Source organism: Bacillus sp. TH22 (assembly GCF_016651015.1).
Lineage (GTDB): Bacteria > Bacillota > Bacilli > Bacillales > Bacillaceae_G > Bacillus_A > Bacillus_A mycoides.
In genome coordinates, this window is the sequence record NZ_JAEKER010000001.1 from 4,061,399 (window position 1) to 4,085,603 (window position 24,205).

General features: G+C 37.7%; 20 protein-coding genes and 1 other annotated feature. Of the genes, 18 read left to right on the top strand and 2 right to left on the bottom strand.

Annotated features, from left to right (window positions below):
- Nucleotides 1–54: 54 nt before the first annotated feature.
- From clpX to yihA, 4 genes are all read left to right on the top strand, one after another.
- Nucleotides 55–1,314, top strand: a complete 1,260-nt coding sequence (clpX, locus tag JFU18_RS20715) for an ATP-dependent protease ATP-binding subunit ClpX (RefSeq protein WP_000472285.1) — start codon at nt 55–57, stop codon at nt 1,312–1,314.
- Nucleotides 1,315–1,420: 106 nt separating this feature from the next.
- A complete protein-coding gene (lonB, locus tag JFU18_RS20720) occupies nt 1,421–3,091 on the top strand; it encodes an ATP-dependent protease LonB (RefSeq protein WP_002015346.1) in 1,671 nt (556 codons plus the stop codon).
- A gap of 185 nt (nt 3,092–3,276) precedes the next feature.
- Nucleotides 3,277–5,607, top strand: coding sequence for an endopeptidase La (lon, locus tag JFU18_RS20725; RefSeq protein ID WP_201031835.1), 2,331 nt, complete (start codon nt 3,277–3,279; stop codon nt 5,605–5,607).
- Nucleotides 5,604–6,200 (top strand): ribosome biogenesis GTP-binding protein YihA/YsxC, encoded by a 597-nt coding sequence (gene yihA, locus JFU18_RS20730; RefSeq protein ID WP_002088829.1) that lies wholly within the window; start codon nt 5,604–5,606, stop codon nt 6,198–6,200. The genes lon and yihA overlap by 4 nt, the downstream gene beginning before the upstream one ends.
- A gap of 34 nt (nt 6,201–6,234) precedes the next feature.
- On the opposite strand, the gene JFU18_RS20735 is transcribed toward yihA, so the two are convergent.
- Nucleotides 6,235–6,651 carry an organic hydroperoxide resistance protein gene (locus tag JFU18_RS20735; RefSeq protein WP_002015349.1) on the bottom strand — a complete coding sequence of 139 codons (417 nt, stop codon included), beginning with the start codon at nt 6,649–6,651 and terminating at the stop codon, nt 6,235–6,237.
- A gap of 2 nt (nt 6,652–6,653) precedes the next feature.
- Nucleotides 6,654–7,106, bottom strand: coding sequence for a MarR family winged helix-turn-helix transcriptional regulator (locus JFU18_RS20740; RefSeq protein WP_002015350.1), 453 nt, complete (start codon nt 7,104–7,106; stop codon nt 6,654–6,656).
- Between the two features lie 418 nt (nt 7,107–7,524).
- On the opposite strand from JFU18_RS20740, the gene hemA reads away from it, so the two are divergent.
- From hemA to mreB, 14 genes are all read left to right on the top strand, one after another.
- A complete protein-coding gene (gene hemA, locus JFU18_RS20745; RefSeq protein WP_201034343.1) occupies nt 7,525–8,865 on the top strand; it encodes a glutamyl-tRNA reductase in 1,341 nt (446 codons plus the stop codon).
- A gap of 17 nt (nt 8,866–8,882) precedes the next feature.
- Nucleotides 8,883–9,716, top strand: coding sequence for a cytochrome c biogenesis protein (locus JFU18_RS20750; RefSeq protein WP_002015354.1), 834 nt, complete (start codon nt 8,883–8,885; stop codon nt 9,714–9,716).
- A 15-nt stretch (nt 9,717–9,731) separates the two neighbouring features.
- A complete protein-coding gene (gene hemC, locus JFU18_RS20755; RefSeq protein WP_002034194.1) occupies nt 9,732–10,661 on the top strand; it encodes a hydroxymethylbilane synthase in 930 nt (309 codons plus the stop codon).
- Between the two features lie 2 nt (nt 10,662–10,663).
- Nucleotides 10,664–11,416, top strand: coding sequence for a uroporphyrinogen-III synthase (gene hemD / locus JFU18_RS20760; protein ID WP_201034342.1), 753 nt, complete (start codon nt 10,664–10,666; stop codon nt 11,414–11,416).
- A gap of 20 nt (nt 11,417–11,436) precedes the next feature.
- Nucleotides 11,437–12,426 (top strand): porphobilinogen synthase, encoded by a 990-nt coding sequence (gene hemB / locus JFU18_RS20765; RefSeq protein ID WP_002015358.1) that lies wholly within the window; start codon nt 11,437–11,439, stop codon nt 12,424–12,426.
- Nucleotides 12,426–13,715, top strand: coding sequence for a glutamate-1-semialdehyde 2,1-aminomutase (gene hemL / locus JFU18_RS20770; RefSeq protein WP_201031832.1), 1,290 nt, complete (start codon nt 12,426–12,428; stop codon nt 13,713–13,715). The genes hemB and hemL overlap by 1 nt, the downstream gene beginning before the upstream one ends.
- Nucleotides 13,716–13,794: 79 nt before the next feature.
- Nucleotides 13,795–14,802: a stage VI sporulation protein D gene (spoVID, locus tag JFU18_RS20775; RefSeq protein ID WP_170969887.1), complete on the top strand. Its 1,008-nt coding sequence runs from the start codon at nt 13,795–13,797 to the stop codon at nt 14,800–14,802.
- A 72-nt stretch (nt 14,803–14,874) separates the two neighbouring features.
- Nucleotides 14,875–15,900 (top strand): spore coat protein YsxE, encoded by a 1,026-nt coding sequence (gene ysxE / locus JFU18_RS20780; protein ID WP_012261764.1) that lies wholly within the window; start codon nt 14,875–14,877, stop codon nt 15,898–15,900.
- A 134-nt stretch (nt 15,901–16,034) separates the two neighbouring features.
- Nucleotides 16,035–16,266, top strand: a binding site (T-box leader).
- 38 nt (nt 16,267–16,304) lie between these two features.
- On the top strand, nt 16,305–18,950 hold the full coding sequence (locus JFU18_RS20785; protein ID WP_098635312.1) for a valine--tRNA ligase: 2,646 nt from the start codon (nt 16,305–16,307) through the stop codon (nt 18,948–18,950).
- Nucleotides 18,951–19,044: 94 nt separating this feature from the next.
- Nucleotides 19,045–20,346 carry a bifunctional folylpolyglutamate synthase/dihydrofolate synthase gene (locus tag JFU18_RS20790; protein ID WP_201031831.1) on the top strand — a complete coding sequence of 434 codons (1,302 nt, stop codon included), beginning with the start codon at nt 19,045–19,047 and terminating at the stop codon, nt 20,344–20,346.
- Nucleotides 20,347–20,510: 164 nt separating this feature from the next.
- On the top strand, nt 20,511–21,473 hold the full coding sequence (locus JFU18_RS20795) for a stage II sporulation protein B (RefSeq protein WP_201031830.1): 963 nt from the start codon (nt 20,511–20,513) through the stop codon (nt 21,471–21,473).
- Nucleotides 21,474–21,692: 219 nt separating this feature from the next.
- Nucleotides 21,693–22,268, top strand: a complete 576-nt coding sequence (locus JFU18_RS20800; RefSeq protein ID WP_012261761.1) for a Maf family protein — start codon at nt 21,693–21,695, stop codon at nt 22,266–22,268.
- A 50-nt stretch (nt 22,269–22,318) separates the two neighbouring features.
- Nucleotides 22,319–22,996, top strand: a complete 678-nt coding sequence (gene radC / locus JFU18_RS20805) for a DNA repair protein RadC (RefSeq protein WP_201034340.1) — start codon at nt 22,319–22,321, stop codon at nt 22,994–22,996.
- 158 nt (nt 22,997–23,154) lie between these two features.
- The gene (gene mreB / locus JFU18_RS20810; RefSeq protein WP_002015369.1) at nt 23,155–24,174 is read left to right on the top strand and encodes a cell shape-determining protein MreB; all 1,020 of its coding nucleotides are present in this window, start codon (nt 23,155–23,157) and stop codon (nt 24,172–24,174) included.
- Nucleotides 24,175–24,205 lie beyond the last annotated feature (31 nt).

A 24,205-nucleotide genomic window follows, 5' to 3' on the forward strand; every position in this document is an offset into this window, starting at 1 on the left:
TTATCGTGTACATACGAAGGCAAGAGGTTAGCACTTTGTAAGGGGTGTGAAAATATGTTTAAATTTAATGATGAAAAAGGTCAATTAAAATGTTCTTTCTGTGGTAAAACACAAACGCAAGTTCGAAAGTTAGTTGCAGGTCCAGGTGTTTACATTTGTGACGAGTGTATCGAGCTTTGTACTGAAATTGTACAAGAGGAGCTTGCGAAGGACGAAGAAGTAGAATTCAAAGATGTACCGAAACCGGTAGAAATTCGTGAAATCTTAGATGAGTATGTCATCGGACAAGATAACGCGAAAAAAGCACTAGCGGTAGCGGTATATAACCATTACAAACGCATTAATTCTAACAGCAAAATTGATGATGTAGAATTAGCGAAGAGTAATATTTCACTTATTGGGCCAACTGGTAGTGGTAAAACATTATTGGCACAAACATTAGCGCGTATTTTAAATGTTCCATTTGCAATCGCGGACGCAACATCTTTAACAGAAGCTGGATACGTTGGGGAAGATGTAGAAAACATCTTACTAAAACTAATTCAAGCGGCTGATTACGATGTAGAAAAAGCGGAAAAAGGAATTATTTATATTGATGAGATTGATAAAGTGGCACGTAAGTCCGAAAATCCATCAATTACACGTGATGTATCTGGTGAAGGTGTACAGCAGGCACTTCTGAAAATTTTAGAAGGTACTGTAGCGAGCGTTCCACCTCAAGGTGGTCGTAAGCACCCGCATCAAGAGTTTATTCAAATTGATACAACGAACATCCTATTCATTTGTGGTGGAGCGTTTGATGGCATCGAGCCTATTATTAAACGTCGCCTTGGTGAGAAAGTAATTGGATTTGGTGCTGAGAAGAAAAATGCTGATGTAAATGAGAAGCATGTTTTATCTCACGTTTTACCAGAGGATCTTTTAAGATTCGGTTTAATTCCGGAGTTTATCGGTCGTCTTCCAGTTATTGCGAACCTAGAGCCGCTTGATGAAGATGCTCTTGTAGATATTTTAACTAAACCGAAAAATGCACTTGTTAAGCAATTCCAAAAATTATTGGAGCTTGACGATGTTGAGTTAGAGTTTGAAGAAGGTGCACTAGTTGAGATTGCGAAAAAAGCAATTGAACGTAAAACAGGTGCTCGTGGACTTCGTTCTATTATTGAAGGATTGATGCTTGATGTAATGTTCGAACTTCCATCTCGCAAAGATATCGAGAAGTGTATTCTTACGAAAGAAACAGTAGCTGATAATGAACCGCCAAAATTGGTGTTACAAGACGGTACTGTACTTGATACAAAAACATCTGCATAATGCGAAGAAGAAACAGCAATTTTTATAATTGCTGTTTTTCTTTATGTTTAGCACTATTCCTCCCAGGAAATACTAAAAGGTAAAACATAGCGGGAGGAAATGAATTATGAGCTGGACAAATATATTTTTACTTGTTCAACTTGTTTTTGGCGTAATTGTCGGATTGTATTTTTGGCATTTACTTCGAAATCAGCGAACACAAAAAGTTTCAATTGATCGAGAATCGAAAAAAGAATTAGAGCAGCTTCGTAAAATGCGTGAGGTTTCTTTAACAGAGCCGCTTGCGGAAAAGGTACGTCCTACATCCTTTATAGACATTGTAGGGCAAGAAGACGGGATTAAGTCGTTAAAAGCGGCTCTTTGTGGTCCTAATCCGCAACATGTGATCATATACGGTCCGCCAGGTGTCGGAAAGACAGCGGCAGCACGCCTTGTATTAGAAGAAGCGAAACGAAATCCGAAATCTCCATTTCGTACAAATGCAACATTTATCGAACTTGATGCGACGACAGCTAGGTTTGATGAGCGTGGTATTGCGGATCCATTAATTGGTTCAGTGCATGATCCTATTTATCAAGGAGCAGGTGCGATGGGACAAGCGGGTATCCCGCAACCGAAAAAAGGGGCTGTAACAGATGCGCATGGTGGTATTTTGTTCATTGATGAGATTGGTGAATTACATCCAATTCAAATGAATAAAATGCTAAAAGTGTTAGAAGATCGGAAAGTGTTTTTGGAAAGTGCGTATTATAGTGAAGAAAATTCGATGATTCCAACGTATATACATGATATTTTTCAAAAAGGTTTACCTGCAGATTTTCGCTTAGTTGGTGCAACGACACGTTCACCAGAGGAAATTCCTCCTGCAATTAGGTCGCGGTGTTTAGAAGTGTTCTTCCGTGAGTTAGATACAGAAGAAATTCAAAAGGTAGCGAAAAATGCAGCTGACAAAGTGGAGATGCAAGTAGGTGAGAACGGTATCGAAATGATTGGAATGTATGCAAGAAATGGGCGAGAAGCAATTAATCTCGTGCAAATTTCTGCTGGTATGGCGATAAATGAAGAACGACCTTTCATTAAAGATGAAGATATTGAGTGGGTTGTTCATTCTAGTCAGCTTACACCAAAGTACGAAAAACGTATTTATCCAATTCCGAGAATCGGTCTTGTGAACGGGCTTGCTGTATACGGGCCGAATACAGGTGCGTTATTAGAAATTGAGGTAACAGCTATTCCTGCGAAAGATAAAGGATCAGTAAATGTCACTGGAATTGTAGAAGAGGAAAGTATTGGGAATCAAACGAAATCAATCCGCCGTAAAAGTATGGCGAAAGGTTCTGTTGATAATGTGTTAACAGTACTTCGTTCTCTAGATGTCTTGCCAGAAGGGTATGATATACATATTAATTTTCCTGGTGGTATCCCGATTGATGGTCCTTCAGCAGGTATTGCTATGGCAACAGGTGTCTATTCAGCAGTGCATCGTACGTATGTGAATAATGAAGTAGCGATGACAGGTGAGATAAGTATCCACGGAGAAGTGAAGCCTATTGGTGGTGTGTACGCAAAAATAAAAGCTGCGAAAAAAGCGGGAGCTAAGAAAGTCATCATTCCGGCTGAAAACATGCAACCATTTTTGTATACAATAAAGGGAATTGAGATTATTCCTGTTCGCAAATTAAAAGAAGTATTTGAATTAACATTTATGCAGGAAAATGTGCATCGTGAGCTTGATGCACATAATGATTTGGGTGAAACAGATGCACAATCAATGTGAGAATATACAATAATAAAAATTTGCCAGACTTCGTTTAAGTTTGTATGCTTAAGCGGAGTCTTTTTTCTTTTCGTGAGGCACAAAAAAACAGGGGATTTACAATTGCGAAGAATCTCTGCAATTGCATCTAGATGTATTGTAATATAGAATAGTTGAACAGGAGTTTAATTTATTATGGAGGTGCTATGTCTAGTATGAATACGAATGAAAGAATTGTGCCCCTCCTACCATTAAGAGGCATTCTCGTATATCCAACGATGGTTCTGCATCTTGATGTAGGACGTGATAAATCGATACAAGCACTAGAGCAGGCGGCAATGGATGAAAATATCATCTTTTTAGCAATGCAAAAAGAAATGAATATCGACGATCCGAAAGAAGATGACATATATAGTGTAGGTACAGTGGCGAAAGTGAAGCAAATGTTAAAATTGCCGAACGGTACGCTTCGTGTCCTTGTAGAAGGTTTACATAGAGCAGAAGTAGTAGAGTTTATCGAAGAAGAAAATGTGGTACAAGTTTCTATTAGAACAGTAACTGAAGAAGTAGAAGATGATTTGGAAGAGAAGGCTCTTATGCGTACGTTACTGGAGCATTTCGAACAATATATTAAAGTTTCGAAAAAAGTTTCAAATGAAACATTTGCAACGGTAGCTGATGTAGAAGAACCCGGAAGACTAGCTGATTTAATTGCTTCTCACTTACCGATTAAAACGAAGCAGAAACAAGAGATTTTAGAGATTGTATCTGTGAAAGAGCGACTACATACACTTATTTCAATTATTCAAGATGAACAAGAGTTACTTAGCCTAGAAAAGAAAATTGGACAAAAAGTGAAACGTTCAATGGAGCGCACGCAAAAAGAATATTTCTTACGTGAGCAAATGAAGGCGATTCAAACTGAACTTGGTGATAAAGAAGGCAAGGGCGGGGAAGTTGAAGAACTTCGTGAGAAAATTGAACAGTCGGGAATGCCTGAAGAAACAATGAAGGCTGCACTGAAAGAATTAGATCGTTATGAAAAATTACCTGTAAGTTCTGCTGAGAGTGGTGTCATTCATAATTATATTGATTGGTTATTAACTCTCCCATGGACAACAGCAACAGAGGATATGATTGACCTCACTCATTCGGAAGAAATTTTAAATAAAGATCATTACGGTCTTGAAAAAGTGAAAGAGCGAGTACTTGAATATTTAGCTGTACAGAAGTTAACGAATTCATTAAAAGGGCCAATTCTTTGTCTAGTAGGACCTCCTGGGGTTGGGAAAACTTCGTTAGCACGTTCTATTGCAACATCGTTAAACCGTAATTTTGTACGTGTTTCTCTTGGTGGTGTGCGTGATGAATCTGAAATTCGTGGTCACCGTCGTACATATGTAGGAGCGATGCCAGGACGTATTATTCAAGGTATGAAAAAGGCGAAAACAGTTAATCCAGTCTTCTTATTAGATGAGATTGATAAAATGTCTAACGATTTCAGGGGAGACCCATCAGCGGCGTTACTTGAAGTGTTAGATCCAGAACAAAACCATAACTTCAGTGATCATTACATTGAAGAGCCATATGATTTATCGAAAGTTATGTTCGTTGCAACTGCTAATACACTTGCAAGTGTTCCGGGCCCATTGCTTGACCGTATGGAAATTATTTCAATTGCTGGTTATACAGAACTTGAAAAGGTGCACATTGCTCGTGAGCATTTATTGCCGAAACAATTAAAAGAGCACGGTTTGCGAAAAGGTAATTTGCAAGTACGTGATGAAGCGCTTCTTGAAATTATTCGTTATTATACACGCGAGGCTGGTGTTCGTACGTTAGAGCGTCAAATTGCAAAAGTTTGCCGTAAAGCAGCAAAAATTATCGTTACAGCAGAACGCAAGCGCATTGTTGTAACAGAGAAAAATATTGTTGATTTACTTGGTAAGCATATATTCCGTTATGGTCAAGCTGAAAAAACAGACCAAGTTGGTATGGCAACAGGTTTAGCTTATACAGCAGCGGGCGGCGATACACTTGCAATTGAAGTGTCTGTAGCGCCAGGAAAAGGGAAATTAATTTTAACAGGGAAACTTGGGGATGTTATGAAAGAATCCGCACAAGCCGCGTTTAGCTATATTCGTTCTCGTGCAGAAGAACTTCATATTGATCCGGATTTCCATGAGAAAAACGATATTCATATTCATGTTCCAGAAGGAGCAGTTCCAAAAGATGGACCATCAGCAGGTATTACGATGGCAACGGCACTTATTTCTGCACTAACAGGTATTCCTGTAAGTAAAGAAGTTGGTATGACAGGTGAAATTACACTTCGTGGTCGTGTATTACCGATTGGTGGTTTGAAAGAAAAAACATTAAGTGCTCACCGCGCGGGATTAACAAAAATTATTTTACCGGCGGAAAATGAGAAAGATTTAGATGATATTCCAGAGAGCGTAAAAGAAAACCTTACGTTTGTGCTTGCATCTCATTTAGACGAAGTATTGGAGCACGCATTAGTAGGAGTGAAACAATGAAAGTAACAAAAGCAGATATTGTAATTAGTGCCGTTAAACCGGAACAATATCCAGACAGTGATTTACCAGAAATTGCCTTAGCAGGTCGTTCTAATGTCGGGAAGTCTTCCTTTATTAATAAAATTTTAAATCGTAAAAAGTTAGTACGTATTTCTTCTAAACCAGGAAAAACGCAAACGCTGAACTTTTTCTTAATCAATGAAATGATGCATTTTGTTGACGTTCCAGGTTATGGATATGCGAAAGTATCTAAAACAGAGCGCGCGGCATGGGGCAGAATGATTGAAACTTACTTTACAACACGTACGCAATTAGACGCAGCTGTATTAGTAGTTGATTTACGTCACCAACCAACAAAAGATGACATTATGATGTATGATTTCTTAAAGCATTATGAAATCCCAACAATTATTATTGCAACGAAAGCCGATAAAATTCCGAAAGGGAAATGGCAAAAGCATTTAAAAGTTGTAAAAGAAACGCTTGCTGTTGAAATTGGCGATGAAATCGTTCTATTCTCTTCTGAAACAGGACTTGGAAAAGAAGAAGCATGGAAAGCAATTCATAAAATGACAAAAACAAAAAACGCGTGACGAATGTCGCGCGTTTTTTTTATTTACTAAACTTTTAGCGTACGTTTAATGTAACTTCAATATTTCCTCTTGTTGCTTTAGAGTAAGGACATACACCGTGAGCGGCTTCTACAAGTTCTTGTGCTTCGGCATGAGAAACACCAGCAACATGTACGTCAAGTACAGCAGATAGTCCGAAACCACCATCTGTATCTTTACCGATAGAAACGTGTGCAGTCACTTCTGTACTTTCCACCTTCATACGTTTTGTACGAATTACAAGTTGTAATGCACTATCAAAGCAAGCTGCATAACCAGCTGCAAATAATTGTTCTGGATTTGTTGCTTCTCCGCCTGCGCCACCTAGTGCTTTTGGCATTTTTACATCAAGATTTAATATGCCATCATCTGAAACTACCTTACCGTTTCTTCCACCTGTTGCTGTTACTGAAGCAGTATATAATTTATCCATGTTTATTCCCCTTTTCTGTCATTAATTTTTTTCATTGTTTCAATTAATGTGTTTAATTGGATTAATAAAGAATGATATTCTTGCTCTGTAATTCCTAAATTTGTAGCCATCGTTGTTGGTAATGAACAAGCTATTTCTTTTAAATCTTTACCTTGTTCTGTTAATTCAATACAAACTTTTCGCTCGTCTTCTTTTGAACGAACACGTTGTACAAGTTTTAATGATTCCATACGTTTTAACATAGGTGTTAAAGTACCAGAATCTAAAAATAGACGTTCTCCAATTTCTTTTACTGTTAGTCCGTCTTGTTCCCAGAGTACGAGTAAAGTAATGTACTGGGGATACGTAATGCCCATTTCTTCTAAATAGGGGCGGTAAAAACGGGTAACCTCTCTAGAACAAGCGTAAATAGAAAAACAAAGTTGGTTATCTAGATGCAAAGGATTTTCTTTCATAGGCAACTCCTTGTATTTTTTAAATTGTGCACAATTTAATTTTGTAAAACCAATATAACGAAAAAGAAATACAATGTCAAATGCATTGCATCGAGAAAGTGAGTACTATATTTTGGAACAATCATACATATTTTCCTTCATGATGAAAGAAGATAGAAAAGATGATGTTATAATTAATATGGAATAGTTTCCATCACTTGATTATGAGGACTTTTTTTGGTAACGTACAAATAGAGTTATTATTTTATAATTATTATAAAGTAGAAAGTTCTTTATTAATCTTACTGAAGCTCCTTTATTACATATGGAGAATAAATAAAAAATAATCAGTTGTTCACACGATTGTCAGATTCATAAGAGGAAAGTTGTATTATGATAGTAGATAAAGTGATAAAACGGGTGAAGGGGGACATGCTGCGTGCATATTCTTGTTGTTAGTGTAAATTATCGAACAGCCCCTGTAGAATTTCGTGAGAAACTCACATTTCAGGCAGCAGAGCTAGAGCAAGCAATGACTATATTACAAAACCAAAAGAGCGTGCTAGAAAATGTCATTGTATCAACTTGTAATCGCACTGAGATTTACGCTGTTGTCGATCAATTACACACGGGACGGTATTACATTAAGAAGTTTTTAGCTGATTGGTTTCAGCTTGAAATAGAAGAAGTCGCACCATACTTGTCTATTTTTGAACAAGATGGCGCAATAGATCATTTATTCCGCGTAACGTGCGGTTTAGATTCTATGGTTGTTGGAGAGACGCAAATTTTAGGTCAAATAAAAGATAGCTTTTTAGAAGCACAACAAGTAAAAGCGACAGGTACAATTTTTAATGAGTTGTTTAAGCAAGTGGTTACGTTAGCAAAACGTGCGCACTCAGAAACAACGATTGGTGAAAGTGCGATGTCTGTTAGTTATGCTGCTGTTGAGCTCGGAAAGAAAATATTTGGCGATTTAACAGATTGTCATGTACTTATTCTTGGTGCGGGTAAGATGGGTGAACTTGCACTGCAAAACTTATACGGAAGTGGAGCTCGTAAAGTAACGGTTATGAATAGGACGCTTACGAAAGCGGAAGTGATGGCTGAGAAATATATGGGACATGCAAAGCCTTTAAGTGAATTGCAATGTGCATTATTAGAAGCGGATATTTTAATTAGTTCAACGGGTGCATCAGAATATGTCATTACGAAAGAAATGATGACAAAAGTAGAGAGAATGCGCTCTGGTCGTCCGTTATTTATGGTTGATATTGCAGTACCACGTGATATTGATCCGGCGATTGATGAATTAGAAGGCTCTTTCTTATATGATATCGACGATCTGCAAGGTGTAGTTGAAGCAAACCGTGCTGAACGTTTAAAAGAAGCAGAGAAAATTCAATTTATGATTGAAGAGGAAATGGTTTTATTTAAAACTTGGTTAAGTACGCTTGGTGTTGTACCGTTAATATCAGCTCTTCGTGATAAAGCGCTAGCAATTCAAAGTGATACGATGGAAAGTCTTGAGCGAAAAATACCAAACCTTAGTGATCGTGAGAAAAAAGTAATTAGTAAACATACGAAAAGTATTATTAACCAATTGTTAAAGGACCCAATTTTAGTAGCTAAAGAATTAGCTGTTGAAGAGGGAGCCGGCGAAAAATTAGCTTTATTTGCGAAGATTTTTGATTTAGAAGTGGAAGAAGCGGAAGAAGCGGGAAATACGGAAGAAGTAGAACATAAAAGAGCGTGGACACCATCCGTTCCATCTTTATAACTTGGAAGGATGATCGGATGAGTTTTTTAAATAACAGTATTATTTATCATATTGCAATTATTTTATATGCTTGTAGCATTAGTTTATATTTTATAGATTATTTCCAAAGTAACCGAAAGGCGAACCGCTTTGCTTTTTGGTTACTTTCGATTGTATGGGTTCTGCAGTCTATCTTTATGTTGCTTAGGGCTACAGATTCAGAAACGAATCCTATTTTAACTTTATTATCAGGGATTTATTTTTATGTTTGGTTATTGATTACGATGTCATTAGTCATTAATCGATTTATGCGTATTGACTTTTTAGTCTTTTTTACAAATGTTGTAGCATTTGGCGTAAGCGCTTTTTCTATTTTTACACCGCTTGGGAAGATGTCGCCAGTACTTGCAGAGCAATTAGTTTCAGAACTTGTATACGTGCATGTCGGTATGGCGATTATTTCTTATGCAACGTTTACTGTATCGTTTATTTTTTCTATTATGTATTTATTGCAATACCGACTATTAAAAAAGAAAAAGTGGAATGCGAGATTAAGAAGATTAGGAAATTTGCCGAAGCTTGAATCTATGTCTTACGGATTAAATTTATTTTCTGTTCCGTTTTTCTTATTAGCAATTATATTAGGATGCATATGGGGATATACAAAATTGGATAATTTCCATTGGTATGATACGAAAGTAATTGGGTCTTTTGTCGTTCTATTTGTATATTGCGTGGGCTTATATTTACGAGCGGCAGATGTGTTGCAAGGTAAGAAAATTGTGCAGTGGAATATCGGGGCATTTCTCGTAATGCTAGTTAACATTTTTCTATTAAGCAGTTTATCTAATTTCCACTTTTGGTATTTATAATGAGGAGAGAGAATTATGCGCAAAATTATTGTAGGTTCACGAAAGAGTAAACTAGCATTAACACAAACTAATTGGTTTATTGATCAATTAAAAGCGCTTGGTTTACCATATGAATTTGAAGTGAAAGAAATCGTCACAAAAGGTGATGTTATTTTAGATGTTACTCTTTCAAAAGTAGGCGGAAAAGGTTTATTTGTAAAGGAAATTGAACATGCGTTACTTACGAAAGAAATTGATATGGCTGTACATAGCATGAAAGATATGCCAGCTGTACTTCCAGATGGATTAACGATTGGTTGTACGCCAAAGCGCGTTGACCCTCGTGATGCTTTTATTTCTAAAAACGGAGAATCGTTTAAAGACTTAGCAGAAGGCGCGATCTTAGGAACGAGTAGTTTGAGACGTAGTGCACAACTACTAGCTGCGAGACCAGATTTACAAGTGAAATGGATTCGCGGAAATATCGATACACGCTTACGTAAGTTAAAAGATGAAGATTACGATGCAATTATTTTAGCGACAGCTGGATTACAGAGAATGGGCTGGGACGGAGAAGTTATTACAGAACATTTAGATGAAACGTTATGTGTACCAGCCGTAGGACAAGGTGCATTAGCGATTGAATGTCGTGAGGATGATACGGATTTACTTCAGTTGTTAGCGCATATTAATGATGCAGTAACAGAAAGAACAGTGGCTGCTGAACGAGTATTTCTTCATAAACTTGAAGGTGGATGCCAAGTTCCAATCGCTGGATATGCAACTCTTAAAGAAAATGATGCAATCGAATTAACAGCGCTTGTCGGTTCTATGGACGGTTCTGTTTTATTGAAAGAGATAGTAGTAGGTAATGATCCGAAGCAAGTTGGATTAGAGGCTGCGGACCGTTTAATTAAACAAGGAGCAAAAGAGCTCATCCTTGCTGCAAATAAGGAGCAACAATAAATATGAACGCTCTCGCTGGCAAAACAGTATTGATTACACGTGCCCAGCACCAAGCGAAACAAATGAGTGTAGCAGTGAAAGAAAGGAGCGGAATTCCATTGGAAATTCCGCTTTTGCGTATGGAAGGTACGTCTCATAGGCAAATTCAACATATAGCAGGGCAGCTACATTCGTATGACTGGGTTATTTTCACGAGTAAAAATGGTGTAGCTTTTTTTCTAGATAGTTTGAGAAAGAAGCTCCCTGGACCGATTAAAATTGCTGCGGTAGGCGTGAAAACAAAATTAGAGTTAGAAAAAAGGGGCTATCAAGTTCATTTTGTTCCGACCTCGTTTGTTGCAGAAACATTTGCCGAAGAGTTTCTAAGAGAATTAAGTGGAAACGAGCGTATTTTATTTCCGAAAGGGAATTTAGCAAGAGATGTAATCCCGGTTAAACTTAGGGAGTTTGGTATTTTTCTAGATGAGTTAATTGTATATGGTACGAAGGTGAATGTAGAGAAAAAACAAGAACTTATAACAGCATTGAAATTAGGGGAAGTAAATATTATTACATTTACGAGCCCTTCAACTGTTGATAGTTTTGTTCGTTTACTTGAGGGTACAAACTGGAGAGAATGGACGAAAAAATGTACAATTGCTTGTATAGGGCCTATTACGGAAAAAGAGGCGAACCTCTATTTTCCACATGTTATTGTGCCAAAAGAGTACACTGTAGAAGCATTACTGCAATGCATTTGTGAATCTATAAAATAAAAGAATGGGGATAGAAATCTATGAATTCTTTACAATTTAATCGTCATCGTCGTTTAAGACAAAGCGGGGGCATGCGTGCGCTTGTACGTGAAACATTTTTACATACAGAAGATTTTATTTACCCTATTTTTGTATTAGAAGGAGAAAATACTCGTAATGAAGTTCCTTCTATGCCAGGCGTATATCAAATGTCTTTAGATTTATTGCAAGCTGAAATGCAAGAGGTCGTTGATTTAGGTATTCGTTCTGTTATTGTATTTGGTTTACCTGCTGAAAAGGACGAAGTTGGATCATCGGCATATTGTGAGCATGGAATTGTACAGCGTGCAATTAAGCAAATTAAAGATGAGTTCCCAGAGCTAGTAGTAGTTGCAGATACATGTTTATGTCAATTCACAAGCCATGGTCATTGCGGTGTTATTGAAGATGGCGTTATTTTAAATGATGAGTCTCTTGCAGCTCTTGCAAAAACAGCTGTAAGTCAAGCGAAAGCAGGGGCAGACATTATTGCACCATCTAACATGATGGACGGATTTGTAACAGCAATTCGCCATGCATTAGATGAAAATGGTTTCGCGCACGTACCAGTTATGTCGTACGCTGTGAAATATTCATCAGCATTTTACGGACCGTTCCGTGATGCAGCACACGGTGCACCGCAGTTTGGTGACCGTAAAACATATCAAATGGACCCAGCGAACCGTATGGAAGCATTCCGTGAAGCAGAATCAGATGTAATGGAAGGGGCCGACTTCTTAATTGTAAAGCCAGCTCTTTCTTATCTAGATATCGTTCGTGATGTGAAAAATAACTTTAACTTACCAGTCGTTGCTTATAACGTAAGTGGTGAATATTCGATGATTAAAGCAGCAGCACAAAATGGTTGGATTAATGAAAAAGAAGTTGTACTTGAGAAATTAATTAGCATGAAACGCGCAGGAGCAGACTTGATTATTACGTATCATGCAAAAGATGCAGCAAGATGGTTACAAGAAGGAGGCGCTAAATAATGAAAAAATTTGATAAGTCGATTGCGGCGTTTGAAGAGGCTCAAAATTTAATGCCTGGAGGCGTAAACAGCCCTGTTCGTGCTTTTAAGTCTGTTGGTATGAATCCGCTGTTTATGGAGCGCGGAAAAGGCTCTAAAGTATATGATATCGATGGGAATGAATACATCGATTACGTATTATCGTGGGGACCTTTAATTCATGGTCATGCGAATGATCGTGTTGTTGAGGCTTTAAAAGCTGTTGCTGAAAAAGGAACAAGCTTTGGTGCACCAACAGAAATTGAAAATAAATTAGCGCAGCTTGTTATCGAGCGTGTACCATCAATTGAGGTTGTGCGTATGGTTAACTCTGGAACAGAGGCGACAATGAGTGCACTACGTTTAGCTCGTGGTTACACTGGACGTAACAAAATTTTGAAATTCATTGGTTGTTATCACGGTCATGGTGATTCTTTATTGATTAAAGCAGGTTCGGGTGTAGCAACGCTAGGTTTACCAGATAGCCCTGGTGTACCAGAAGGTGTAGCGAAAAATACGATTACAGTAGCGTATAACGATTTAGAAAGTGTAAAATATGCTTTCGAACAATTCGGTGATGACATCGCTTGTATAATTGTAGAACCAGTGGCAGGGAATATGGGCGTTGTTCCCCCGCAACCAGGGTTTTTAGAAGGACTTCGTGAAGTGACAGAGCAAAACGGTGCACTACTTATTTTTGATGAAGTAATGACAGGATTCCGTGTTGCTTATAATTGTGGACAAGGTTACTACGGTGTAACTCCTGACTTAACTTGTTTAGGTAAAGTAATCGGTGGTGGCTTGCCGGTAGGAGCATACGGTGGGAAGGCAGAGATTATGCGTCAAGTTGCACCAAGCGGACCGATTTACCAAGCTGGAACATTATCGGGTAATCCACTTGCAATGACAGCAGGTTATGAAACGTTAGTGCAGTTAACGCCAGAATCATATGTGGAATTTGAGCGTAAAGCAGAAATGTTAGAGGCTGGACTACGTAAGGCAGCTGAAAAGCATAATATCCCGCATCACATTAATCGTGCAGGTTCTATGATTGGTATTTTCTTTACAGATGAGCAAGTTACTAATTATGATGCAGCAAAATCTTCAAACTTAGAATTCTTTGCAGCTTACTATCGTGAAATGGTAGAACAAGGTGTATTTTTACCACCTTCTCAATTTGAAGGTTTATTCTTATCGACAGCACATAGTGATGCAGATATTGAGGCGACAATTGCGGCGGCCGAAATTGCAATGTCAAAATTAAAAGCATAATTTCTTAGAGAAAATCGCTTTCCATTAGGGGAGCGATTTTTTTTATTCATAAAGTAGCCTTAGGGAACATAAATCTGTAATGACATATAGTTTGGGAGGGGGAAAAGAAGTGGCAACAGATCATTCATTACGATTTTCATTAAAAGAATCTGTTTGGTTCCAGAAGGGACAGGAAGTCGAAGAACTTTTGTCAATTTCGTTAGATCCAGACGTTGAGATAGAGGAGCTCGATCATGAAGTTATCGTGAGGGGGCAATTAGATTTAACGGGAGAGTACGTTGCAAGGCAAGATGATTCAGCTTATTCGTTAAGAGAGCTATCACCAGCAAAGGCAATTGATTATGTAGAAACAAGGGCAGACGGGGTTAATGAGCTTGTCCATTCCTTTCCGCTCGAAATATCAATTCCAAGAAATCGAGTGAAAGTAATTGAAGAATTATATGTATCAATCGAGGAATTTGATTATGAATTAAAGGAAAATGGTTGCTTACAACTATTAGCGGATATATCTATTACAGGTTTATGTGACGAAGAAAGAACCGAGGATGAAGAGGAAGAGACGGTGTATGCCGAGTTGGAAGCTGATTCAGCTGAAGAAGATGAAAGTAGACCTGCACCGCACGAAGAGGTACCAGCCTATAAAGAATCAGATGGATGGGAAGATTATGCATTTGAGCCGTTTCAGTTAGAAGAAAGAAAAGAGCAAGAAATAGAAGAAGAGGAATTAGAAGAACATGAACTTGTGGAGCGCGAAGAGGAGCAAGAAAAGACGCCACAATTTGAATTGTTCGGGCGGAAAAATTTCAAGAAAGAAAAAGCGAAAAAGCAGGAAGAGCCAGAGGAAGAAGCATATTCACAGCGAGATGAAAATGCACTTTATTTAACGAAATTATTTACGAAAGAACCAGAAGAAGAATTTACGAAGGTAAGAATGTACTTCGTACAAGAAGGAGATACAATTGAATCGGTTGCAGAACGTTATGAAACGACTGTACAAAGCTTATATCGTGTAAATCAATCAGAAGATATATATTTAACTACAGGGCAAATTATATATATTCCTGTTTCAAAAGCAACAGTGAAATAAGTGAGTGAGTTTTTTCACTCACCTCTTTTCTTTTCCTAGAAGCTATGTTTTGAATAAGAAAGGGTTATTCGTATGGATATTGAATTACGAAATCGCTATGAACCCATTGTGAGGCAATATAGATTGGACACTCAGCATATGGAAGAGCACGGAAGTGTAATGAAAATTTATACGAATCAAGGTCCGTATGCGTTAAAGAAAATACAAGATAGAAAATTAGAGCGGAATAATTTTTTACACCATATTCAATATTTGAAGGAGAAAGGTTTTTCGAATTATGTACCTATCTATCACACGACGGACGGGAATTATGTTTTAAGTGATGGGGCATATAGCTATTATTTAATGCCTTGGTTAGAACGTGCGGAAGGAAATGGCGAAGATAATGATCAATACCATAAGATGTTTCAAACGCTCGGGACGTTGCATCAAAAAACGGTGAAAGAGGAGACTTATACAGAAGAAGATTTAGAAAAACATTATACAAATATATCCGGCCGTTGGGAAAATGATGGTGAGATATTAGAAGAGTTTCTTGTAGAATCAGAAGCGAAATGGTATATGTCTCCATTTGAATTACAATATTGTACGTATTATCACCACGTTATGAGAGCACGTGAGTTCGCAACGAAACAATTAAGTGAATGGCATGATGCAATGAAAGAAAAGGAAAAAACACGTACTACTTTCGTTCATGGAAATGTATCGCTTAATCACTTTTTATTTGATTATGAACGAAACGGTTATTTTATTAGTTTAGAAAAGTCTCAGTTTGCTACACCGGTACAGGATATCGTCAGCTTTTATTCAAGGTCCTTGAACACATATCCAATTGCGCGGAGCGACCGCTTTGAATGGTATCAAATGTATCAAAAAAATTTTCCATTTACGAAAGAGGAGCAGCTTCTTATGTTTGCGTATATGACGTACCCGTCGCATTTTATTCGGCAAATTCAGTCGTATACGAAAAGAAGAAAGAGTCGTAATGAAGAAAATGAGCTTCGCGGGGTAAAAATTCTGCAGCAATCGCATTGGCTTATTAGTAATACAGAATATTTCCTTTCGCAATTACAAGCTGCCCAGCAAGGGAACGGATAAAGAAGATAAGTAGGGAGAACCCTGCTTATCTTTTTTTATTAGTTTCATAAAGAGATAAAAGCCGTAGTTTCAAATTTATCTTGACGAATAAGGTTTCGTTTTTTACACTATTGTATATAATAATTAACAATCACATAAATGCATTGAAGGGGAAGAGTATAACATGAAACGTCTTCAGAGAGGGGAACCATTGGCTGGGAGGTTCTCTAGATAGTTATGTTAGAAGGTAGCCCTGGAGCATCTTTTCTGAACGGAATGATTCTTATTAGGAAAAGACGGATTTGTCCGTTATCAAATTAAGAGTATAAGCAAATTCTGAATTTGTTTGTAAATAAAGGTGGTACCGCGATGTCCCTCGTCCTTTTTTGGATGAGGGGCATTTTTTATTTTAAGGAGGGAAAATAATGTCAAATACGGAAAATAATTTACCAACTAAATATGATCATATGTCCGTTGAAGAAGGCCTTTACAAGTGGTGGCTTGAAGGCAAATATTTCGAAGCAACAGGAGATGAGAAGAAACAACCATATACAATTGTAATTCCACCTCCGAACGTAACTGGTAAGTTACACTTAGGTCACGCTTGGGATACGACGCTTCAAGATATTTTAACTCGTACAAAGCGTATGCAAGGTTACGATGTATTATGGCTTCCAGGAATGGACCATGCTGGTATCGCAACGCAAGCGAAAGTAGAAGGAAAACTTCGTGAAGAAGGTATTTCACGTTACGATCTTGGTCGTGAGAAATTCCTTGAAAAAGCTTGGGAATGGAAAGAAGAATACGCTTCTCACATTCGTCAACAATGGGGGAAAGTTGGTTTAGGACTAGACTATTCTCGTGAACGCTTCACATTAGACGAAGGTTTATCTAACGCTGTTAATAAAGTATTCGTTCAATTATATGAAAAAGACTTAATTTACCGCGGTGAGTATATCATCAACTGGGATCCAGCAACACGCACAGCTCTTTCTGATATTGAAGTAATTCATAAAGAAGTTCAAGGTGCATTCTACCATATGAACTATCCGTTAACAGACGGTTCTGGTCACATTCGCCTTGCAACTACTCGTCCAGAAACCATGCTTGGTGATACAGCGGTAGCAGTTCATCCAGAAGATGATCGCTACAAACATTTAATCGGAAAAACAGTTACACTTCCAATCGTAGGCCGAGAGATTCCGATTATTGCTGATGAATACGTAGAAAAAGACTTCGGAACAGGCGTTGTGAAAATTACACCAGCTCATGACCCGAATGACTTTGAAGTAGGTAACCGTCATGACTTACCACGTATTTTAGTAATGAACGAAGATGGAACGATGAACGAAAAAGCTGGTAAGTATAACGGTATGGATCGTTTCGAATGCCGTAAAGAGTTAGTGAAAGACTTACAAGAAGCTGGCGTATTAGTAGAAATCGAGCCTCATATGCACTCAGTAGGTCATAGTGAGCGTAGCGGTGCAGTTGTTGAGCCTTATTTATCAACACAATGGTTCGTAAAAATGGCTCCACTTGCAGAAAAAGCGGTAGAACTTCAACAAAAAGAAGAAGAAAAAGTAACGTTCGTACCAGAGCGTTTTGAAAACACATACTTACGCTGGATGGAAAACATTCATGACTGGTGTATTTCTCGTCAATTATGGTGGGGACACCGCATTCCAGCTTGGTATCATAAAGAAACTGGTGAAGTATACGTAGGTACAGAAGCGCCAGCAAATCTTGAAAACTGGAATCAAGATAATGACGTGCTTGATACATGGTTCAGTTCAGCATTATGGCCATTCTCAACACTTGGCTGGCCGAATGAAGATGCAGCAGACTTTAAAAAGTTCTATTCAACAGATGCTTTAGTAACTGGTTATGATATCATCTTCTTCTGGGTATCTCGTATGATTTTCCAAGGTTTAGAGTTTACAGGAGAGCGTCCATTTAAAGATGTATTAATTCACGGTTTAGTTCGTGATGAGCAAGGACGTAAAATGAGTAAATCTCTTGGTAACGGTATTGATCCGATGGATGTTATCGAGAAGTACGGTGCAGATGCGATGCGTTACTTCTTATCAACAGGAAGTGCACCAGGTCAAGATTTACGTTTCAGCATGGAAAAAGTAGAATCTACTTGGAACTTCATTAATAAAATTTGGAACGCATCACGTTTCGTATTAATGAACATGGATGACATGAAGTATGAAGAAATCGATTTAACTGGTGAAAAATCAGTTGCAGATAAGTGGATTTTAACTCGCTTAAACGAAACAATCGAAAGTGTAACACGTAACATGGATAAATATGAGTTCGGTGAAGCTGGTCGTTCATTATACAACTTCATTTGGGATGATTTCTGTGACTGGTACATTGAGATGGCGAAACTTCCACTATACGGTGAAGATGAAGCAGCTAAGAAAACAACTCGTTCGATTTTAGCTTACGTATTAGACCAAACGATGCGTCTATTACATCCATTCATGCCATTTGTAACAGAGAAAATTTGGCAACATTTACCGCATGAAGGTGAGTCTATTACAGTAGCAGCATGGCCAACAGTTCGCGAAGATTTACAAGATAAAGAAGCGGCAGCAGAAATGCACCTTCTAGTTGATATCATTCGCTCTGTTCGTAACATCCGTGCGGAAGTAAATACGCCAATGAGCAAAAAAGTTCAAATGCAAATTAAAGCAAAAGACGAGGTAGTACTAGCTCAGCTTACGAAAAACAGCTCTTACATTGAGCGTTTCTGTAACCCAAGTGAACTAACAATTAAGATTGATTTACAAGCGCCAGAAAAAGCGATGACTGCAATCGTATCAGGTGCAGAGTTATTCTTACCGTTAGCTGATCTTATCAATCTTGATGAAGAGAAAGCGCGTCTTGAAAAAGAACTTGAGAAGTTCGATAAAGAAGTAGAACGTGTACAGAAGAAACTTTCAAACCAAGGATTCGTAGCGAAAGCTCCTGCAGAAGTTATTGACGGAGAGCGTGCGAAAGAGCAAGATTACCTAGAAAAACGCGAAGCGGTTCGTCAACGTCTAGCGGATCTTGAGAAATAAAAATGTTTTTCAGAGACTCACTATATTGGTGAGTCTCTTTTCTTTGCGTATAATAGAATTAAGAAGTTTGTCTTTTGAAAGGGGAATAGCAAACGTGATACATACATACGAAGAAGCGATAAACTGGATTTATAGCCGATTGAAATTTGGGATAAAACCAGGACTAGAAAGAATGCAATGGATGTTAGAAGAACTCGGAAATCCAGAGCGTCATATAAAATGTGTTCATCTAGCCGGCACAAATGGAAAAGGTTCAACCTTAACATACATGCGCTACATGTTAGAAGGTGCGAAATATAAAGTAGGATCGTTTACATCGCCTTACATAGAAACATTCAATGAACGTATTAGTGTAAACGGAATACCGATTGCAGATGAAGAGATTGCGGAACTTGTAAATATGGTAAAGCCAGTCGTTGAAAAATTAGATGAGACGGACTTAGGAGAAGCGACTGAGTTTGAAATCATTACAGTAATGGCAATTTATTATTTCGGTAAAGTTAATTTCTGTGATGTTGTTTTATTTGAAACGGGGCTTGGGGGAAGATTTGATTCTACAAATGTTATTCATCCGGTTCTCACGATTATTACGAATATCGGTCACGATCATATGCATATTTTAGGCGATACACTAGGAGAAATTGCATATGAAAAGGCAGGGATTATTAAGTCTGGTGTTCCAGTTATTACTGGTGTGAAAAATGAAGAAGCATTGCAAGTAATTCAAAAGGTTGCTAAGGAAAATCATGCAAGCTTATATGAACTTGGAAAACAGTTTACAACATTACATAAACATTCTAATAAAGATGGGGAACACTTTGATTTTGATTGTCCATTTGCCTCGTTTGAAAATGTTCGGATTTCAATGAAAGGCATTCACCAAGTAGGCAATGCAGCACTAGCGCTTATGGCAGTAATGTATTTAAAAACATATTTATCATTTTTAATTAATGAAGAGGAGATGAAAGCTGGCTTACAAGAAGCATACTGGATTGGTCGATTTGAAAAGTTACAAAGTAATCCAGATATTATAATAGATGGTGCTCATAATCCAGAAGGTATTGAAAGTCTTGTAAAAACAGTAGAGGCACATTATAAAAAGAAGAATGTAATAGTTTTATTTACTGCTCTTGGTGACAAACAGTTACATAACATGGTAGGGCAATTAGAAAAAGTTGCTGATGAAATAATATTTACGACGTTTGCCTTTGATCGTGCCATTTCTGCTGACAAGCTTGCATCGTATTCACAACAAGAGTCAAAATTAGTTTTTGAAGATTGGAAAGAGGCAATTGATACAAAGGTTGACATGATAGGAGAACATGATGTTTTTATCATAACAGGTTCTTTGTATTTCATTTCCGAAGTTAGAAAATATATTCGCGAGAAAAACTAGATAGTCTTTGCTATCTAGTTTTTTGTTCTACAAATGAAGTCAAATGCATACATATAAGATAATAATATAGGGTTATTTGACGAATTCCTCTGACAAATATCTCGTTTTTTTGTGGAATGAATATGATATGATGCGGACAATGACAAGAGGTGAGGTGTGAGTGTATGGACAAGCAATCACGAACGATCTCGGTGAAAGTAAATGGAACAGAAGCGAAGTATGAGGAAAAAAAGAAGGATGAGTTTGACTGGATGATAGCAGAAAGTGAGAGACCGAAAAATGTCGTTCCGTTTCAAAAAGCGAAATCAGTATCTATGGAAAAATATCGAAAGAAGTGGAGCAATACAATAATCGCAATTGTTGCAACTGCAATAATTATCGGTACTGCATTTGGGATGGGTATGATTCATTTATTAACTGGACAAGGGACGACAGGAGAAGGTAAGGTAACGGCTTCGAAGCAGACAGGTAATGAGGAACAAAAGGTGGGTGGAACGGCAGAACAAACACCAACACCGAAAGAGGAAAAACAAAAAGCACAGGTAGGAACGTCATTAGAACCAATGAAACTATTTTTCGTTCAAGGAGGGCTTTATTCCTCTGAAGAAAAAGGACAGGCTGCTATTGAAGAGTGGAAAAGTAATGGGGGCGTGGCTACTTTGAAACCGAGTGGTGATAAGTATGCGTTAGTTGTTGCTATTACGAGCGATGAACAGGCTGTTAATCAATTAATAGATCAGTATAAGCAAGATGGTGTTTCAGTTTTGAAAAAAAATTGGGATATTACAGATAAAGCATTGCTCAAAAATGATAAAGAAGTAGGAATGTTTTTAGCGAAAGTGCAGCCATTATATACTCATTTAGCAAAATATGTGTCCAGCGTACAAACTAGTGGAAAAAGTAATCCAAAAGATATAGAAGCGATTCAAAAAGAGTGGAAAGCTATGGAAAAGGAAGGGAAGAGTATGAAGCGTGAAGATGCAAAGAAGCTTTATACGTATACGTCAATAGCGGTGCAAACGATTAAGGAAGGGAAGAGCGATAAGGAATCTGTAGCTAAATTAAATCAAGTTATTATTGATGGTATACTTTCGTATGAAAAAATGGTTTCACAAAAAGTGAAATAATAGGATAATGAAATGACGAAGAAAGAAGTACATATACTTCTTTCTTTTCTTTTGAATTTAGAACAAAGTGCTTTCTGTATGGGCAGCGTATAATCGTATTTAAAAAGAACTATTATTTTGTTTAGAGAAAATGATATTTCTAGAATTTGTGGGGAAACTATTCCTTTGATACGATTGATTTAAATTATTTTGCTTCATGTGAGAAGGGAAGGAGAAAATATGAGGAAAATTATTTTAGCTTCAGGGTCACCTAGGAGGAAGGAACTGCTTGAATTAGCAGATGTGCCATTTGAAATCGTTGTTAGTGAAGTAGAAGAGACGATTGGTGCATATTCATCACCTTCTGATATTGTTATGTCGCTTGCTTTGCAAAAAGCATCTGCTGTGGCAGAAAACCATAGTAATCAAGTTGTACTAGGTGCAGATACAATTGTTACATATGATTCGCGTATTCTTGGAAAGCCGTCTAATGAGGCTGAGGCGAAAGAAATGTTACGATTATTATCGGGGAAAACACACGAAGTATACACAGGTGTTGCAATTATATCGAAAGAAAAAACGGTAACTTTTTATGAACGTACAGAAGTAACATTTTGGGGATTAACAGAAGAGGAAATAGACGTATACGTTGCATCGAAGGAACCACTTGATAAAGCAGGGAGCTATGGAATTCAAGGTAAAGGGTCTATTTTTGTTCAACATATTCAAGGGGACTACTACAGTGTAGTTGGCTTGCCAATTGCGCGTCTTGTCCGTGAATTAAAACAGTTTGATAGCGATGTAACCCATGCGTAAAATTGCATGGGGTTTTCTTTAGGAGAAATTGTAAAAAAAGGGGTGGAGAGATGAACGGTATTCGTGATGTTGTGAGAGAAGAACAGCCACGGGAGCGTTTATTGTTAGAAGGCGCAGGAAGTTTATCGAATCGAGAACTTCTTGCAGTTTTACTCAGAACGGGTTCTAAAGAAGAAACGGTGTTAACGTTATCAGATAATATTCTCCATCATTTTGACGGCTTACGAATGTTAAAGGATGCAACGTTAGAAGAGATGATGAGCATTCATGGTGTTGGGATTGCAAAGGCGTCGCAGCTTATGGCTGCTTTTGAATTAGGTAGAAGAATGGTACGTTTAGAATATCAAAATAGATATAGTATTCGAAGTCCAAAAGATTGTGCGAGTTATATGATGGAAGAGATGCGTTTTTTGCAACAGGAGCATTTTGTTTGTTTATATTTGAATACGAAAAATCAAGTTATACATAGGCAAACTATTTTTATTGGAAGTTTAAATACGTCGATTGTGCACCCAAGGGAAGTTTTTAAAGAAGCGTTCCGTCGGGCAGCAGCCTCTATTATATGTCTTCATAACCATCCCTCAGGAGATCCGGCGCCGAGCCGTGAAGATATTGAAGTTACAAAACGATTAGTAGAATGTGGCCAGATTATCGGAATTGAAGTACTTGATCATATCATAATAGGTGACCATAAATTCGTGAGTTTAAAGGAAAAAGGTCATATTTAAGACTATTCTTTTTACTTATTTTGTTTTATAATGTGATTTATGAGTTTTTTGTAGAAAATTATCTACAAAAAGGATGCAGATATAAAAAAACGTACTGTTTTTATAAATATAAAGTAAGAAAAATGAGTCCGTGAAAATAAGAAGGGAAGATAAATGATATGTTTGGATTTGGTGGATTTACTCGCGATCTTGGAATAGACTTAGGAACAGCGAATACGCTTGTATATGTGAAAGGGAAAGGTGTAGTTTTACGTGAACCTTCAGTAGTAGCATTACAAACTGATACGAAACAAATCGTTGCGGTAGGTAGCGATGCAAAACAAATGATTGGTCGTACACCAGGAAACGTAGTGGCACTTCGTCCTATGAAAGATGGTGTAATTGCTGATTACGAAACAACAGCAATTATGATGAAATACTACATTCAACAAGCTCAAAAATCAAATGGATTCTTCTCACGTAAACCATACGTAATGGTATGTGTACCATCTGGTATTACAGCTGTAGAAAGACGTGCAGTAATCGATGCGACTCGTCAAGCTGGTGCTCGTGATGCTTATCCAATCGAAGAGCCATTTGCAGCAGCAATTGGTGCAAACTTACCTGTTTGGGAGCCGACTGGTAGTATGGTTGTTGATATCGGTGGTGGTACAACAGAAGTTGCAATTATTTCTTTAGGTGGTATTGTAACAAGTCAATCAGTTCGTGTTGCTGGTGATGATATGGACGATTCAATCATTCAGTACATTAAGAAAAGCTACAACTTAATGATCGGTGAAAGAACAGCAGAAGCATTAAAATTAGAAATCGGTTCTGCAGGCGAGCCAGAAGGTATTGAGCCTATGGAAATTCGCGGTCGTGATTTAGTAAGTGGTTTACCGAAAACAGTACTAATTCAACCAGAAGAAATTGCAGATGCATTAAAAGATACAGTAGATGCAATTGTAGAATCAGTTAAAAATACGTTAGAAAAAACTCCACCTGAATTAGCAGCGGATATTATGGACCGTGGTATCGTATTAACGGGTGGCGGGGCATTACTACGTAACTTAGATAAAGTTATTAGTGAAGAAACAAATATGCCAGTTCTTGTTGCAGAGGATCCATTAGATTGCGTAGCAATTGGAACGGGTAAAGCATTAGACAATATCGATCTTTTCAAAACTGCTGCTCGATAATATTGCAAAATAAAAATCAATGAAATTAAGA